The organism is Tritonibacter multivorans (assembly GCF_001458415.1).
Classification (GTDB): Bacteria; Pseudomonadota; Alphaproteobacteria; order Rhodobacterales; family Rhodobacteraceae; genus Epibacterium; species Epibacterium multivorans.
Map to the genome: position 1 here is coordinate 64,926 of NZ_CYSD01000031.1, position 13,273 is coordinate 78,198.

16 protein-coding genes are annotated in these 13,273 nt (G+C 59.2%); 10 read left to right on the top strand and 6 right to left on the bottom strand.

The annotated features are described in order from the left end of the window. The 5 genes from ccoO to ccoS are packed head-to-tail and all read left to right on the top strand — an operon-like array spanning position 1 to position 2,083. Positions 1-726: a cytochrome-c oxidase, cbb3-type subunit II gene (gene ccoO / locus TRM7557_RS09395; protein ID WP_058289960.1), complete on the top strand. Its 726-nt coding sequence runs from the start codon at positions 1-3 to the stop codon at positions 724-726. Further along, on the top strand, positions 723-893 hold the full coding sequence (locus tag TRM7557_RS09400; RefSeq protein ID WP_058289961.1) for a CcoQ/FixQ family Cbb3-type cytochrome c oxidase assembly chaperone: 171 nt from the start codon (positions 723-725) through the stop codon (positions 891-893). The genes ccoO and TRM7557_RS09400 overlap by 4 nt, the downstream gene beginning before the upstream one ends. Then, the gene (gene ccoP / locus TRM7557_RS09405; RefSeq protein WP_058289962.1) at positions 890-1,762 is read left to right on the top strand and encodes a cytochrome-c oxidase, cbb3-type subunit III; all 873 of its coding nucleotides are present in this window, start codon (positions 890-892) and stop codon (positions 1,760-1,762) included. Before TRM7557_RS09400 ends, ccoP begins: the two co-directional genes overlap by 4 nt. Continuing rightward, the gene (locus tag TRM7557_RS20025) at positions 1,749-1,913 is read left to right on the top strand and encodes a hypothetical protein (protein WP_165592445.1); all 165 of its coding nucleotides are present in this window, start codon (positions 1,749-1,751) and stop codon (positions 1,911-1,913) included. The genes ccoP and TRM7557_RS20025 overlap by 14 nt, the downstream gene beginning before the upstream one ends. Beyond that, a complete protein-coding gene (ccoS, locus tag TRM7557_RS19605) occupies positions 1,910-2,083 on the top strand; it encodes a cbb3-type cytochrome oxidase assembly protein CcoS (protein WP_074942009.1) in 174 nt (57 codons plus the stop codon). Before TRM7557_RS20025 ends, ccoS begins: the two co-directional genes overlap by 4 nt. Before the next feature lie 4 nt (positions 2,084-2,087). On the opposite strand, the gene TRM7557_RS09410 is transcribed toward ccoS, so the two are convergent. Continuing rightward, the gene (locus tag TRM7557_RS09410) at positions 2,088-2,999 is read right to left on the bottom strand and encodes an AEC family transporter (RefSeq protein WP_058289963.1); all 912 of its coding nucleotides are present in this window, start codon (positions 2,997-2,999) and stop codon (positions 2,088-2,090) included. After that, positions 2,996-4,162, bottom strand: coding sequence for an aminotransferase-like domain-containing protein (locus tag TRM7557_RS09415; RefSeq protein ID WP_058289964.1), 1,167 nt, complete (start codon positions 4,160-4,162; stop codon positions 2,996-2,998). The genes TRM7557_RS09410 and TRM7557_RS09415 overlap by 4 nt, the downstream gene beginning before the upstream one ends. A gap of 73 nt (positions 4,163-4,235) precedes the next feature. On the opposite strand from TRM7557_RS09415, the gene TRM7557_RS09420 reads away from it, so the two are divergent. The 5 genes from TRM7557_RS09420 (at position 4,236) to TRM7557_RS09440 (ending at position 9,029) form a co-directional block, all read left to right on the top strand. After that, on the top strand, positions 4,236-5,120 hold the full coding sequence (locus tag TRM7557_RS09420) for a LysR family transcriptional regulator (RefSeq protein ID WP_058289965.1): 885 nt from the start codon (positions 4,236-4,238) through the stop codon (positions 5,118-5,120). A 112-nt stretch (positions 5,121-5,232) separates the two neighbouring features. After that, positions 5,233-5,688 (top strand): CoA-binding protein, encoded by a 456-nt coding sequence (locus TRM7557_RS09425; RefSeq protein WP_058289966.1) that lies wholly within the window; start codon positions 5,233-5,235, stop codon positions 5,686-5,688. Between the two features lie 43 nt (positions 5,689-5,731). Next, positions 5,732-6,538 carry an enoyl-CoA hydratase gene (locus TRM7557_RS09430; protein ID WP_058289967.1) on the top strand — a complete coding sequence of 269 codons (807 nt, stop codon included), beginning with the start codon at positions 5,732-5,734 and terminating at the stop codon, positions 6,536-6,538. Between the two features lie 6 nt (positions 6,539-6,544). Then, the gene (locus tag TRM7557_RS09435; protein ID WP_058289968.1) at positions 6,545-8,191 is read left to right on the top strand and encodes an AMP-binding protein; all 1,647 of its coding nucleotides are present in this window, start codon (positions 6,545-6,547) and stop codon (positions 8,189-8,191) included. 1 nt (position 8,192) lies between these two features. Further along, positions 8,193-9,029 carry a fumarylacetoacetate hydrolase family protein gene (locus TRM7557_RS09440; protein ID WP_058289969.1) on the top strand — a complete coding sequence of 279 codons (837 nt, stop codon included), beginning with the start codon at positions 8,193-8,195 and terminating at the stop codon, positions 9,027-9,029. Here TRM7557_RS09440 and TRM7557_RS09445 read toward each other — a convergent pair whose 3' ends face one another. The 4 genes from TRM7557_RS09445 to TRM7557_RS09460 all read right to left on the bottom strand — a co-directional run bounded on the left by TRM7557_RS09445 (position 9,030) and on the right by TRM7557_RS09460 (position 13,272). After that, a complete protein-coding gene (locus TRM7557_RS09445; protein WP_058289970.1) occupies positions 9,030-10,529 on the bottom strand; it encodes an HAL/PAL/TAL family ammonia-lyase in 1,500 nt (499 codons plus the stop codon). A 257-nt stretch (positions 10,530-10,786) separates the two neighbouring features. Beyond that, positions 10,787-11,518, bottom strand: a complete 732-nt coding sequence (locus TRM7557_RS09450; protein ID WP_058289971.1) for a proteasome-type protease — start codon at positions 11,516-11,518, stop codon at positions 10,787-10,789. 11 nt (positions 11,519-11,529) lie between these two features. Beyond that, positions 11,530-12,327 (bottom strand): transglutaminase family protein, encoded by a 798-nt coding sequence (locus TRM7557_RS09455; RefSeq protein WP_058289972.1) that lies wholly within the window; start codon positions 12,325-12,327, stop codon positions 11,530-11,532. A 3-nt stretch (positions 12,328-12,330) separates the two neighbouring features. Further along, a complete protein-coding gene (locus tag TRM7557_RS09460; RefSeq protein ID WP_058289973.1) occupies positions 12,331-13,272 on the bottom strand; it encodes an alpha-E domain-containing protein in 942 nt (313 codons plus the stop codon). Position 13,273 lies beyond the last annotated feature (1 nt).

Sequence of the window (13,273 nt, forward strand, 5' to 3'; positions counted from 1 at the left end):
ATGGATCACGCAAAACTCGAACGCAATGGGATCGTTTTTGCAATGGCGATCCTCGGCGTGGCCTCGATTGGTGGTATTGTCGAAATCGCGCCATTGTTCACCATTGAAAACACCGTAGAAAAGGTCGACGGCATGCGGCCCTATACGCCGCTGGAACTGGCTGGGCGCGATATCTATGTGCGCGAGGGCTGCTATGCCTGCCACAGCCAGATGATCCGCACGCTGCGGTCGGATGTGGACCGCTATGGCCATTACAGCCTTGCCGCCGAAAGCATGTATGACCACCCCCATCAATGGGGATCCAAACGTACCGGCCCGGATCTGGCTCGGATTGGCAATAAATATTCGGACGACTGGCATGTGGCCCATCTGAAGGCCCCGCGCGATGTGGTCGAAGGCTCGGTCATGCCGGGCTATCCGTTCCTGTCTGAGACCCGCCTCGCAACACAACATTTGCCGGCCGCCCTGGCCGCACTCGCGCGCGCTGGCGTGCCCTATTCACAGACGCAGATCGAACAGGCCGAAAACGATGCCATCTGGCAGGCCGATATCGATGCGGATTTCGAGGACGACCTGATTGCACGCTACGGCGAAAACGTGCAGATCCGCGATTTTGATGGCAACCCGGACAAACTGACCGAGATGGATGCGCTGGTGGCCTATCTGCAGATGCTGGGTACGCTAGTTGATTTTTCGACCCTTAACCCAGAGGAGGCCGCGCGATGAACCCGGAAATCCATGATTTTGTCCTCTATGTCTCTAAAACCTGGGGCGCAGCCTACCTGCTGGTTGTTTTCATCCTTGCCGCTGTCTGGACGTATTGGCCGTCGCGCAAAGGGATCTATGACGCGGCCCGCCAAAGCCCGCTTGGCGCGGAGGAAATCCAGCGATGAAACCGGAAATTGATCCCGTCAGCGGCCGCGAAACCACGGGGCACGAATGGAATGGCATCAAAGAGCTGAACTCCCCGATGCCTAAGGCCTTTAACATCTGGCTATGGGCGTCAATTGCAGTGTCGGTTCTTATGTGGGTGCTCTACCCCTCGTTTCCGACAGTCCATAGCTTTCTGGGCGGATCTTTGGGCTATTCCTCGCGCTCCGCAGTGAATGAGGCTGTGGCCGACGGTTTGCGCACCCGCGCCGAAGCCTTTTCCGTGTTTGAACATGAAGACATTGCAGAATTGGCTGCAGATCAGACACTGCGCCCTCAGTTCGAAGATCAGATCGGCGTTCTGTTCCGCGACAATTGCGCCGCCTGTCACGGGCGCGATGCAGCGGGGCAAAAGGGGTTTCCCAATTTGTCTGACAATCATTGGCTCTGGTCTGGCACGCCCGCAGACATCGAATACACGCTGCAAGTGGGGATCAATTCCAGCAATGAGGACACCCGCTATGCCGAGATGCCCGCTTTTGGTCGGGAAGAGATGCTGGAAAAGACCGAGATCAGCGACGTGATCGATTTTGTCCTGAGCCTGACGGAGGCTGCCCACGACACGGGGGCGGCACAACGCGGGCAGGTGGTCTTTGCAGACAACTGCGCGTCCTGCCATGGAGAGGACGCGGCCGGCGGGCTTGAGAACGGCGCGCCAAACCTGACCGATGACACATGGATCTATGGCGGCACCCGATCAGATCTGGAGAAAACGCTGAAACAGGGCCGCGCGGGGGTGATGCCAGCTTGGGCCGGGCGTTTGTCGGATGCGGAAATTCGGCAGCTGACACTTTACGTATTGTGGCAGGGACAACCCGATGGCGACAGCTGAACGTGAACGCAAAAGCCAGCGTCTGTTCTGGGCGCTGATCAGCGCGCTGATCCTTGGCTATGCGGTGATCAAGGCCCGCCATATTGCCGTCGCGCTCGAGGCCTATGACAGCCAGCCGTTGACAGGCGACACCACAGGGGCCGCCAAATGAACGCGTTGTTTTACTTGATCCCTGTGTCCCTGGTATTGGGGATCATCGCCTTGGTCGCGTTTTACTGGACCTTGAAAACCGCGCAATATGACGACCCGGAAGGGGATCGTTTCAGGGTTCTTGGCGAAGACGACAAGCCCCTTCTGCGGCACACAGACACGTCACGATAACACTCTAACCGGTTCCAATTTGCATCGCAATTGCAACCCAGATCGGCAGGGACACACAGCCCAGCAAAGTGGATTGCGCAATCATGCTTGCGACCTGGGCACGGTCCGCCCCGAAGGCAGAGGCAAGAACATGGGCCGCCGACGCGGTGGGGACTGCTGCAAAGATGATCAATACGGCAGCGGGGGCGGATGGCATGTTCAAGGCATGGGCAATTCCCACGGCAGAGATCGGCATCAGCAAGAGCTTTACCGCATTCAGCCCCGTCTGGAACCACGTCAGGCGCGCCAGCGCATGGAAATCCAGCGAGGCACCAATGGACAAAAGCGCCAGGGGAACCGCCGCATAGCCAAGCTTTGAGATCGCCAAAGTCAGCGCGTCGGGAAGCTCTGTGCCGGTTACCGCGCAGGTGATCCCAAACAGGCTGGCCAAAAGAAAAGGGTTGGTTGCCACGGATCGGATCGTGGCTGTTGCAGACATATTTGTGCCTCGCGACAGCGCGCCGACCGCAAGCACATTGGCAAGCGGCACAGCGCAGCCGATAGCAACGGACATCAGGGCCGCCGTCTCATCCGGCAGTGCCTGCACCGCGACAACGGCTATTGCCGCATTGAACCGCCATGCTGTCTGCCACTGCCCGGCGAAATCCAAAAACCGACCGGGTCCCAAGGGGCGCAGAGCGAATGCAAAACAAAACCCCAAGAGGACGACGCACCACACGCCGACCCCCATAATCGCCAGATCCGACAGAGACGTTGCGCGACTGGAAGCCGCATGAAAAATCAGTGCAGGGAACAGCACCTGAAAATTCAACTTGTCCAGCGGACCCCAAGCCGTGGCCGGGACGATCCGCCGAAGGGAAGCGCCAAGGGCGATTAGCAAACCGTCAGGCAACAAGGCGACCAAAACCGGGCTCATCTCCAGGCCTCCACTGCCGCGACCAGGGTTTCGCCAGCGCGGTGCAGATCAGCAGGAGGCAGGGCCGCAAAACACAGGCGCAACCGATTGGAGGGGCGGGATTTATCAATGGAAAACGCATCCCCAGGGGCCACCAACAGCTCATGGCTTCGCAGATGCTCGGCCAATCCCGCGACAGATATTCCGGACGGCAGCTCTGGCATAACAAACATGCCGCCGTGAACCTTCAGGCGGCTGAACCCCGCAGCCCGGAGGGGGGCTGTCAACGTTGCATGTGCCGATGCGTATTGGGGGCGCAGATGGTTCAGGTGTCGCTCCAGCGCCCCTGATTGCAAATAGTGACAGGCCACGCGTTGTGCCAGTGCGTTGGGCTGCAGGTCCATTGCTTGGCGCGCGGCGGTCATTGCCGCAATGAGGTCGGGATTGCCCTGGATCCAGCCGATCCGAAGCCCCGGAGCCACAATTTTCGACAGGCTGCCAAGGCTCAGAACCTCTGTGGTCAAACCCAGTGACGCTGCGCGTTCGATCAAACGTTCCGGCGGTTTGGCGTCGAACCAGAGCTCTCGATACGGGTCATCTTCGATGACGGCGACCTTGGACTGCGCACAGAGTTCCAAAAGCGCGTCCCGGTCTTCGGACCTCCAGGTTTCACCGGTGGGGTTGCTGAAGGTCGGCAGCACATAGACCGCGCAAATATCATCGTGACCCTGCATCAAACGCGCCAGATCCTGCAACGCGGTCGCTGGGCTTTCGCCGCAATAGGTGCGGACCTTCACCCCAAGAAGCACAGCAACCGACAGAACCGCGGGATAGACCGGATCCGGCACCAAGATGGTCTGCCCCGGCGCACCAAGGCACTGACACGCGAGGAAAATACCCTGTTGCGCGCCAGAGGTGACAAGCGTTGAAGCACCGCCCACAGGTGCCTGCCAGGGGGGCAAGGCGTCAATGAGTTCCGCATCGCCTGCGCTGGCGCCATACCGCCAAGACCTTTGTTCCTTTGCCGCCAATGCCGTCGCGACCTCAAGGCCCCTGTGGTCACAGTAGACGGGGTTTGGATGCCCGCTTGCCAGATTGGTCATGCCGGGTTTGGCCTGTTCAAAGATGCGGCGCAGCGGGTTTGTGGGCAGGTTGGCAACCTGTGTGTTTCGAAGAAAAGTCATGAGCGGCCTCTTGATGTTCGGGGCGTTCTCACGGAATGGTGAGGAATGGTAAAATTCCATAAGGTTATGATTGATGCCAGATTTGAACAATCTGCCCGCGTTGCTTTGGCGTCTTTTGCCCGAGGTCAGAGCAACCGGAAATTTGACCCAAGTTGCCGCGCGGATTGGCGTGTCGCAGCCCGCGATCAGTAAAACGCTGGCCAAATGTGAAACTCAGCTGGGCGTCGATCTGGTCCGCCGTGACCAGCGGCCAGTAAAACTGACCCAGGAAGGCGAGGTGCTGGCCGATTACGCGCAACAGCGGCTGGGGATGGAAGCCTTGCTGGAACGGCGCTTAAAGGTCATTCGCCAGCAGGGGGCCGGTCTGGTGCGCATCGCGTCTTTCGGGGCCTCGTCTTCGACACGTATCCTGCCACCCGTTCTGAAACACCTGCGCGCGCGGTTTCCGCAGGTGGACATTGAGTTGGTGGAACTGACAGACCAAGAAGCCAGACGCGCGCTGAAGGACGGGCTGGTCGATTTCGCAACCCTTGCCGGATCCGGGGACCTTGATTTTGACTATGTGCCCCTGGCCGAGGACCGCTTGGTCTGTCTGCTGCCAGAGGGCCACCGGCTGGCCGGGAAAGGCCCGGTTTCGCCACAGGATCTGATGGCGGAAGACTTCATCATGACCAAGGGCGGTAGTGAACCTTTGGTCCGGGATTGGTTTCGACAGTCAGGCGGAGAACCCAATGTGCGCCACACTGCGCTTCAGCTGACTTCGATCCTCGCTTTGGTGCGAGCCGGCTTTGGGGTCTCAGTGATTGCGGAAATGGCGGTGCCCGAAAGTCACCCCGAGGTCCAGGTTGCCCAGTTGGCTCCGCTCAAACAACGCGAGATCTTTTTGTGCCGCCGTGACGGCAGCTTTGCGTCCCATGCGGCGGCAAGCGTCTGGGACGCCCTGTCGCACATCCACTAGGTAGAACTACGGACAGGGGTTGGATTTCCGTTGACACAAACGCCCTGCCCAAAGGACGCTCTGGAGACAAGCGGGTCGATCCACAGCCCGCAGCCACACGGAGGCGGGCCGCATGTCTGAACTGGATATCACGAGTCAGCTTGACGATGTCCCTGGCTTCATTGCGGATATTCTTGGTTCAGTGAAGACCATTGCCATGGTTGGCGCTAGCGCGGACAGCCGCAAACCCAGCTATCAGGTCCTGCGGGTTCTGCTGGATGCAGGCTATGATGTGATCCCAGTCAATCCGCGCCCCGGCCTGACCGAGATCTGCGGCCAAAAGGTCTATGCAACGCTGTTATCTATCGACCGCCCGGTCGATATGGTCGACGTGTTTCGCCCGTCCGCTGACCTGTATGGCGTGGCTGAGGAGGCCATTGCCATCGGTGCAAAGGTTCTGTGGGCCCAAATTGGGGTGACAGATGAACGCGCCGCCAAACACGCCCGGGCCGCAGGGCTGAAGGTTGTTATGGACCGCTGTCCGAAAATTGAACTGAGGCTGCTGCAAGAGGGCAGTTCGCCGACATAGGAGGTCGGCACACGCGAGGGAAACGGCCAGGGGAGGAGTTGCCGTGAAAGACCAAGAAAACGCACCCGTTCTATTGGACATCGACGACGGGGTTGCGACCGTCACGCTCAATCGGCCGCAATCGATCAATGCCCTGTCCGAGGACATGCTTGCTGCGCTGCAATCCGTTTGGGATCAACTGGCAGAGGACAGAGCCGTGAAGGCCGTGGTTCTGCGCAGTGCAGGGGATCATTTCTGTGCGGGGCATAATCTCAAGGAGATGACGGCGCGGCGGACAGACGCGGACGGTGGGCAAGCCTATTTCAACGCGCTTTTTGCAACCTGTTCCAAGATGATGATGTCGATTGTGAATTTACCGCAACCCGTCATCGCGGAGGTAAAGGGGATTGCAACAGCGGCTGGCTGCCAGCTGGTTGCGACCTGTGATCTGGCGGTGGCGTCCGACGATGCGCGGTTTGCCACATCCGGGGTGAACATCGGCCTGTTCTGTTCCACACCCATGGTGGCGCTTAGTCGGAACCTGTCGCGCAAACACGCAATGGAGCTGCTGCTGACGGGCGACTTCCTGCCCGCGAACCGCGCGGCGGAAATGGGGTTGGTCAATCGCGTTGTAGCGGGCACCGAGCTCCAATCCACAGCGCAGAACCTGGCCCGTGCCATCGCAAAAAAGTCTGCGGCAGCCGTCAAAATCGGCAAACGTGCGTTCTACGAGCAAGCGGAAATGGGGCTTGTTGATGCTTACGCATTTGCCGGGCGCACCATGGCAGAAAACATGATGACCCGCGATGCGGAGGCAGGCATTGGCGCTTTTGTCACCAAACAGCCGTTGCCGGAATGGGAAGGGGAGTAGGACCGCATGTCGATTTATGATGGGCCAGAGCTCGCCCGAAACGCAGCCAACCATGTCGCATTGTCACCGGTGTCGATCTTAACACGCACAGCCCGCGTTTACCCTGAACGCCCCGCTGTGATCTATGGCGACCTGCGGCGCACCTGGGCAGAGGTCGCGACCCGCTGCAGCCAGCTTGCCTCTGCTTTGTCACGGCGTGGCATTGGGCGCGGGGACACGGTTGCGCTGCTCGCCCCCAATGTGCCCGAAGCCCTGGAATGCGCGCTGGCGGTGCCGATGACGGGTGCGGTGATCAATGCCAACAACACCCGGCTTGATGCAAATACGATCGCCTACATTCTGGACCATGGCGAAGCCAAAGTTCTGCTGGTCGACACGGAATTTTCAGCCCTTGCCCAGGCCGCAGTGGCAGAGCTTGCATCCCCGCCACTGATTATTGACATCTGCGACCCTGCGGCACCGGGAGACCGCATTGGAGAAATGGACTATGAGGCCTTCTTGGCAACCGGTGACCCGGCGTTTGTGCCACGCCCGCCATCGGACGAATGGGATGCTTTGGCGCTGAACTACACCTCTGGCACCACGGGGCGGCCCAAGGGCGTGGTCTATTCCCATCGCGGCGCCTACCTCAATGCGGTCAACAATACGATCACATGGGCGATGCCGCATTTTCCGGTCTACCTGTGGACCGTGCCAATGTTTCATTGCAACGGCTGGTGTTTCCCTTGGACCATTACATTGCTGGCAGGCACGCATGTGTTTATGCGCGCGCCCCGTGCGGGCCCTGTTTTTGATGCTATTGCCGATCATGGCGTGACTCATCTGGGCGGTGCGCCGATCATTATGTCGCTGATTGCCGATGCGCCGCCAGAGGTCATCCGCAGCTTTGACCACACGGTCGAGATGATGACAGCGGCCTCGCCCCCGCCAGCATCCGTTATTGCAGCTATTGAGGCCCTCGGCTTCAATATCACCCATGTTTACGGCCTGACCGAAGTCTATGGCCCGGCTGTGGTCTGCGCGTGGAAACCGGAATGGGACGCGCTGCCCGCCGCTGACAAAGCCCGCAAGAAAGCCCGTCAAGGGGTGGGCTGCGCCCTGGAAGAAGAGGTCTGCGTCGTTGATGCTGAAACAGCTGCGCCGGTGCCATGGGATGGTCAAACCCAGGGCGAGATCGTCTTTCGCGGCAATATCTGCATGAAAGGCTATCTCAAAGCGCCAGCGCCCACGGCAGAGGCCTTCAAAGATGGGTGGTTCTGGTCGGGCGACATCGCGGTGCAGCATCCGGATGGCTATGTGGAGATCCGCGACCGGGCCAAGGACATTATCATTTCGGGCGGGGAAAACATTTCGTCTATCGAGGTGGAAAATGCGATCAACAATCATCCAGCCGTGGCCTTTGTCGCCGTTGTGGCGCGCCCGGACGACAAATGGGGCGAGGTGCCCTGCGCCTTTGTCGAAACGAAACCGGGCCATTCGATCACGAACGACGAACTCATGTCCCATGCGCGCAAAGGTCTGGCCGGGTTCCAACGCCCCAAGATGGTTGTGCAGGGTGTTCTGCCAAAAAACGCAACCGGCAAAATCCTGAAACACCAGTTACGCGACATTGCAAAAGCCGACGCTCCGACGTTGGAACAAGAAGGAGAGTGATGTGCAGATCTGCCATCTCAGACAGGGCGCAACGATCATTCCGGCCATCCGCGACGGAGATAACCACCGGGATGCGCGCGCCCTGACCCCGGCTTTTGATGCCGCATTTTTTGCTGCCGGTGGTCTCGCGCAGCTGCGGGCCGCGGATGTGTCGTCCCTGCCTGCGGTTGACAGGTTCGACAGCTTTGGGCCTTGCGTCTTGCGCCCTTCGAAAATTGTCTGTGTCGGGTTGAACTACCACGATCATGCAAAAGAAGCCGGGATGGAGCCCCCCGCTGAACCGGTGATTTTCTTCAAGTCGCCATCAGCGCTGTCGGGGCCCAACGACCCGATCCTGCTGCCGCCGGGCTGTGACATGCTGGATTGGGAGGTCGAGCTGGCCTTTGTTATCGGGCACCGTGCCAAACGGGTGAGCCAAGCTGAGGCGCTGGCCCATGTGGCGGGGTTTGCGATTATGAACGACGTCTCGGACCGCAATGCACAGATGATGCGGGGCGGCCAATGGGCGAAGGGGAAAAGTTATGACAGCTTCGCGCCGCTGGGGCCCTATCTGGATCTGGATGTTGCGGATCCGCATGCGTTGTCTCTGACCCTCGCGGTGAACGGCCAGCAAATGCAAAATGGCTCAACCTCGGACCTGATCTTTGACCTGCCCACGGTGATTGAACATATATCTGAATTCATGACGCTGGAGCCCGGCGACATTATAACAACGGGCACCCCGGCCGGGGTTGGCTATGGTATGACCCCCAAACAGTTCCTGAAAGCCGGCGACAGAGTGGAAACCGCAATCACCGGACTGGGCACGCAGTCGCAGGAGGTGGTGCCTGACGACTGATCACGCAAGTTCAAAGGGCGGCTTCTGGCCTGAGATTTCATCGAACATACGCTCAATATCAGCGTTCAGCGGGCGGTCGTCCTTGTAGATCGGAACGGCGGCGCGAAGCATGCGATGAAGCTGTTGCAGGCGGCTGCCGCGTTGCAGATCTTCTGTGATCAGATCCTGTGCTTGCGCGCCACACAACAGTTCGATCGACAGGATTAGCCCGACGTTTCGCACAACGCGCAGGGCTTTTTCGGCGGCCGGCGTGGCGTGGGTCAGAATGTCCTCCTGCAGGCCCGATGTGATGCCGTTCCCCAAGGAGGCAGGGGTGCCCAACATACGGTTTTCATTGACCAAAGAGGTCGCGGTATACTGCGCAATCATAAAACCGGACCCGGTGCCTGCCTCGGTTGTCAGAAATGCTGGCAGATCGCTGACCAGCGGATTCACCAAACGGTCCACGCGGCGTTCCGAAATCGCGCCCAACTGTGCTGCGACGATGGAAATCCGGTCGGCTGCAAACGCCACTGCCGCGCCAACCGCATTGGCTTGGCTGAACACCTTTGGCTCTGACGGGGTGCCGCCGACGGTTGGGTTGTCAGACACGCCACAAAGTTCGGTGGCCAGCACATCGTGGATCTGTGAAAGTTCGTCACGGATGGCGCCATGGACCTGCGGGATGGCACGCAGACTGAGGGGGTCTTGCGTGCTGCGCTTAGCCTCGGGGGCGCGTGCAACGCCGTCGAGCCAGCCAAGGAGATTTTCGGTCGTTACCTGAACCCCGGCAGAGCGGCGCAGCATTACCGTACTGCCGGTGAAAGTCTCGCTCTGGCGGGCCAGAACACTGTAGCTCAGCGCCGAGGCCGCATCTGCCCAATTCGCAAGCTCACTGATCCGGGCATGTGCCAAGATCGCAAGACCGGTCGCGCAAGGGGTGCCGTTTACGAGGCTCAGCCCTTCTTTTGCCTGCAAAACACGCGGGGTGCGGCCGATCTTGGTGAGGGCTTCGTTGGCCGAGATGAGTTTGCCATCGAGCGTTGCCTGTCCGGCTCCGACCACCAGCAAACCGATGGAAGCGGTCTGGGTCAGGTATCCAACAGACCCGCGCGAGGGCACAACCGGCGTGATCCCCGCATTCAGCAGCAAAAGCAGCACTTCAACGCAATCCCAGGAAAGCCCGGATTTCCCGAGGGCATAATTGTTGATCTGCGTCGCCATTATGGCGCGCACGGCTTCAATCTCCAGCGGCTCTCCCATGCCGCAGGCATGGCTGAACAGAATGTTGTGAGACAGCGCAGACTGGTTTTCCGCGCTGATAACAATATCGCAGAGTGCCCCGACGCCGGTATTGATGCCATAGCCCCTTGCGCCGCTGTCGACAAAGGCCTCCACGATGTCGCGCGCCATTTTGATACGGGCAATCGCCTGATCGGACAGCGCCAGCTGCGCGCCCCTTGCAACAGCGAGGATTTGTTGCGGCGTCAAAGGATCATCAATGAGAACCGTCTGGGTCATGGCGTTCGGGTCCGGGATTGGCAGGCAAACCGGATCCTCCGGTGGCCTTGCGGGCAAAATTTTGAGACGAAGTGAAAGCGCGCCTTATTGGGTGCTTTTAATCCTTTTATGTATGCACATAAAAAAGTCAACGCAGGAGGTGGAGCAGCACGCGGAAAACAGGCTGCGCAGCCCAAACCGTGCCCTTGCACAGGACGCAGGACGCTGGACACAGTTAGATTTTCTGAAAGACGGCCGAAGCTGCGACGGGGCTGTGGTTAACCTTCAAAATCGGGCAGCTGTTCCAATGCGGATTTCAGGGCGTCGCCCCAACCTTCGGAAATCTGCTTGAAATAAGGATCATCTGCTTCCACGCGCTCTATCCGGCCAGAGGTCAGGCTGTCTTCGGTATAAAGCTGAAGATCCAGGGGCAGACCGACGCCAAGATTGGCCTTTATGGTGGAGTCAAAGCTGACCAGAAGCAGCTTTACAGCCTCGGCAAAAGACATATCCGCATCAAAGGCGCGGACGAGGATCGGGCGCCCGTATTTGGTTTCCCCAATCTGGAAGAAAGGCGTTTCGGCCCCGGCCTCGATGAAATTGCCCTCGGGGTAGATCAGAAACAGGCGGGATTGACCGCCTTCGATCTGACCCCCAAGGATCAAGGTTGCATGAAAGGCACTGTCGGCTTGTTGGCCGCCGCGGGCGTGCCCCTCGATCACTTCTTTCAACGCCGCCGAGACAATCCGCGCGACCTGAAACATGGTCGGGGCTTCAAGGATCGATGGCGCGCGGTCTTCGGGCGCTTTGGTGCGTTCTTCCAGCAGGCTCACCACCGCCTGCGTCGTTGCCAGATTGCCCGCCGTCAACAGCGTTATGGTCCGGTCCCCGGGCACATTCCACGAGAACATCTTTTTGAATTTGGAGATATTGTCGACACCCGCATTGGTACGCGTGTCCGACATGAACACCAAGCCTTGGCTCAAGCGCAGCCCCACAGCATAGGTCATGATGGTCTCCGTTATTGCTGGGCGACTTCCAGCTGAACCTTCAGAGCCTCGCCTGCCGCACCTATCCGGCTGCCTCTTACCGGAGCGGCCTCGCCATAGTCCAGCCCTGTGGCGACGCGGACGTACCGTCCGTCTGAGCAAATTCCATTGGAAACATCAAAACCAACCCAGCCCAGCCCTTCAACATGGGCTTCCGCCCAAGCATGGGTGGCATCCTGCTGTTCGCGATCATCCATCAAAAGATACCCCGAAACATAGCGCGCCGGAATATCAAGCGCGCGGGCACAAGCAATGAAAACATGGCTGTGATCCTGGCAGACCCCGCGCCCGGCCACGATCGCATCCTCGGCTGTCCAGTCGGGCTGGGAGACACCTGTTTCATATTCAATCTGGGTTTTGATCACCGAAGACAGGGCATGCAGCCGTTCCAACGTTGCCCCGGATGGCACATCGCGCAGCAGCTGCCGGACCCCTTTGCCGGGTTTCGTCCGCTCTGTTGGGCGCGCGAACAGAGCCAGCGGAACGGGCCCACGATGGGGGCCGACCACGCCGCTCTGATCCTCGACCTCTATGGCGCCTTCGGAAATCAGCTCTATGCTTTGGGTGTTCGGTTCAAAACTGATCAGTTCGACCGTATTGCGGTGAAAATCCTCAAACTGCAGTTCTTTCTGGCCGCCGACCACTGTTGTGCGCCACGACAAGACCTTTTGGTTCCCCTCTGACTTTGGTGTTTTGCGCAGTTGTTGCAGGCCATAGGGCACCGGCGCGTCAAAGTCGTATCGGGTTGTATGTTTGATCCTCAGCTGCATGGCCTACTCGTTGAAGCGATAGTCGATTTCGATCTGGGCACTGATCTTTCCCAGTTCAGTCAGAACGTCTTGAATGTATTCGTGCAAACCTTGCTCAAAGATCTCTGAAATCTCGCGCCCATCGAATTTTTGATAGAGCGCTGTGGCCAGAGCGGCGGATGGCATTTCGGTGCCATAGTCCTTGGCCAGATAGCCGAGGTTTTCCACCAGCTTGCGACTACAAAAGCTGAGGCTTCGCGGCATGCGTTCATCCAGAATGAGGAAATCCGCGATGTCTGACGCGCCGCTCTTCTGGCCACGGGTCATCCGGTACCCACCACCCGCCCCGATGGAGCGAAGAATGATTTCCCACTGCACATTGTCCAGCGATGAGCCAACCGAAAACGCGGTGGGCAGAAGAACGAAATACTTCACATCCAAGATCCGACCCACGTTGTCGGCGCGTTCAATGAAGGTGCCCAAACGCAGGAAATCATAGATGTCATTGCGCATCATACTGCCGAGGATTGCGCCGCGGACCAAAGTGGTGCGTTCGCGAACCAATTCCAGCACATTGGGCAGGTCGCGTTCGCCCACGCGTCGCTTCAGCTGGTCTTCAAGGCGCATCCACGCGCCGTTCACCGCACTCCAGACCTCATAGGTTAGCGCGGTGCGCACCAGCCGCGCATTGTCCCGCGCCTGTTTGATAACCGAGCGGATGGACGAGGGGTTTTCAGTATCCCGCAACAGCCAGTCGATGGCGTTGTCTTTGGTGACCTCGTCATATTTGCTTTGATACCCCTGCAGAACACCCGCAGTTTGCAGAACGGGGCCCCATTCCTCATCCGCGCCATTGGACCGCGTCAGGGCCATACGTTGGCCAGTTTCGAGCAGACGGGCCGTGTTTTCCGCGCGCTCAAGATAGCGCGCCATCCAGAACAGCCCTCCGGCAGTTTTTCCCAGCATC

Excerpts from the sequence above, each read along its gene's own strand:
- ccoO (WP_058289960.1), top strand. The coding sequence starts at position 1 with ATGGATCACGCAAAACTCGAACGCAATGGGATCGTTTTTGCAATGGCG.
- TRM7557_RS09400 (WP_058289961.1), top strand. The coding sequence starts at position 723 with ATGAACCCGGAAATCCATGATTTTGTCCTCTATGTCTCTAAAACCTGG.
- ccoP (WP_058289962.1), top strand. The coding sequence starts at position 890 with ATGAAACCGGAAATTGATCCCGTCAGCGGCCGCGAAACCACGGGGCAC.
- TRM7557_RS20025 (WP_165592445.1), top strand. The coding sequence starts at position 1,749 with ATGGCGACAGCTGAACGTGAACGCAAAAGCCAGCGTCTGTTCTGGGCG.
- ccoS (WP_074942009.1), top strand. The coding sequence starts at position 1,910 with ATGAACGCGTTGTTTTACTTGATCCCTGTGTCCCTGGTATTGGGGATC.
- TRM7557_RS09410 (WP_058289963.1), bottom strand. The coding sequence starts at position 2,999 with ATGAGCCCGGTTTTGGTCGCCTTGTTGCCTGACGGTTTGCTAATCGCC.
- TRM7557_RS09415 (WP_058289964.1), bottom strand. The coding sequence starts at position 4,162 with ATGACTTTTCTTCGAAACACACAGGTTGCCAACCTGCCCACAAACCCG.
- TRM7557_RS09420 (WP_058289965.1), top strand. The coding sequence starts at position 4,236 with ATGCCAGATTTGAACAATCTGCCCGCGTTGCTTTGGCGTCTTTTGCCC.
- TRM7557_RS09425 (WP_058289966.1), top strand. The coding sequence starts at position 5,233 with ATGTCTGAACTGGATATCACGAGTCAGCTTGACGATGTCCCTGGCTTC.
- TRM7557_RS09435 (WP_058289968.1), top strand. The coding sequence starts at position 6,545 with ATGTCGATTTATGATGGGCCAGAGCTCGCCCGAAACGCAGCCAACCAT.
- TRM7557_RS09445 (WP_058289970.1), bottom strand. The coding sequence starts at position 10,529 with ATGACCCAGACGGTTCTCATTGATGATCCTTTGACGCCGCAACAAATC.
- TRM7557_RS09450 (WP_058289971.1), bottom strand. The coding sequence starts at position 11,518 with ATGACCTATGCTGTGGGGCTGCGCTTGAGCCAAGGCTTGGTGTTCATG.
- TRM7557_RS09455 (WP_058289972.1), bottom strand. The coding sequence starts at position 12,327 with ATGCAGCTGAGGATCAAACATACAACCCGATACGACTTTGACGCGCCG.
- TRM7557_RS09460 (WP_058289973.1), bottom strand. The coding sequence starts at position 13,272 with ATGCTGGGAAAAACTGCCGGAGGGCTGTTCTGGATGGCGCGCTATCTT.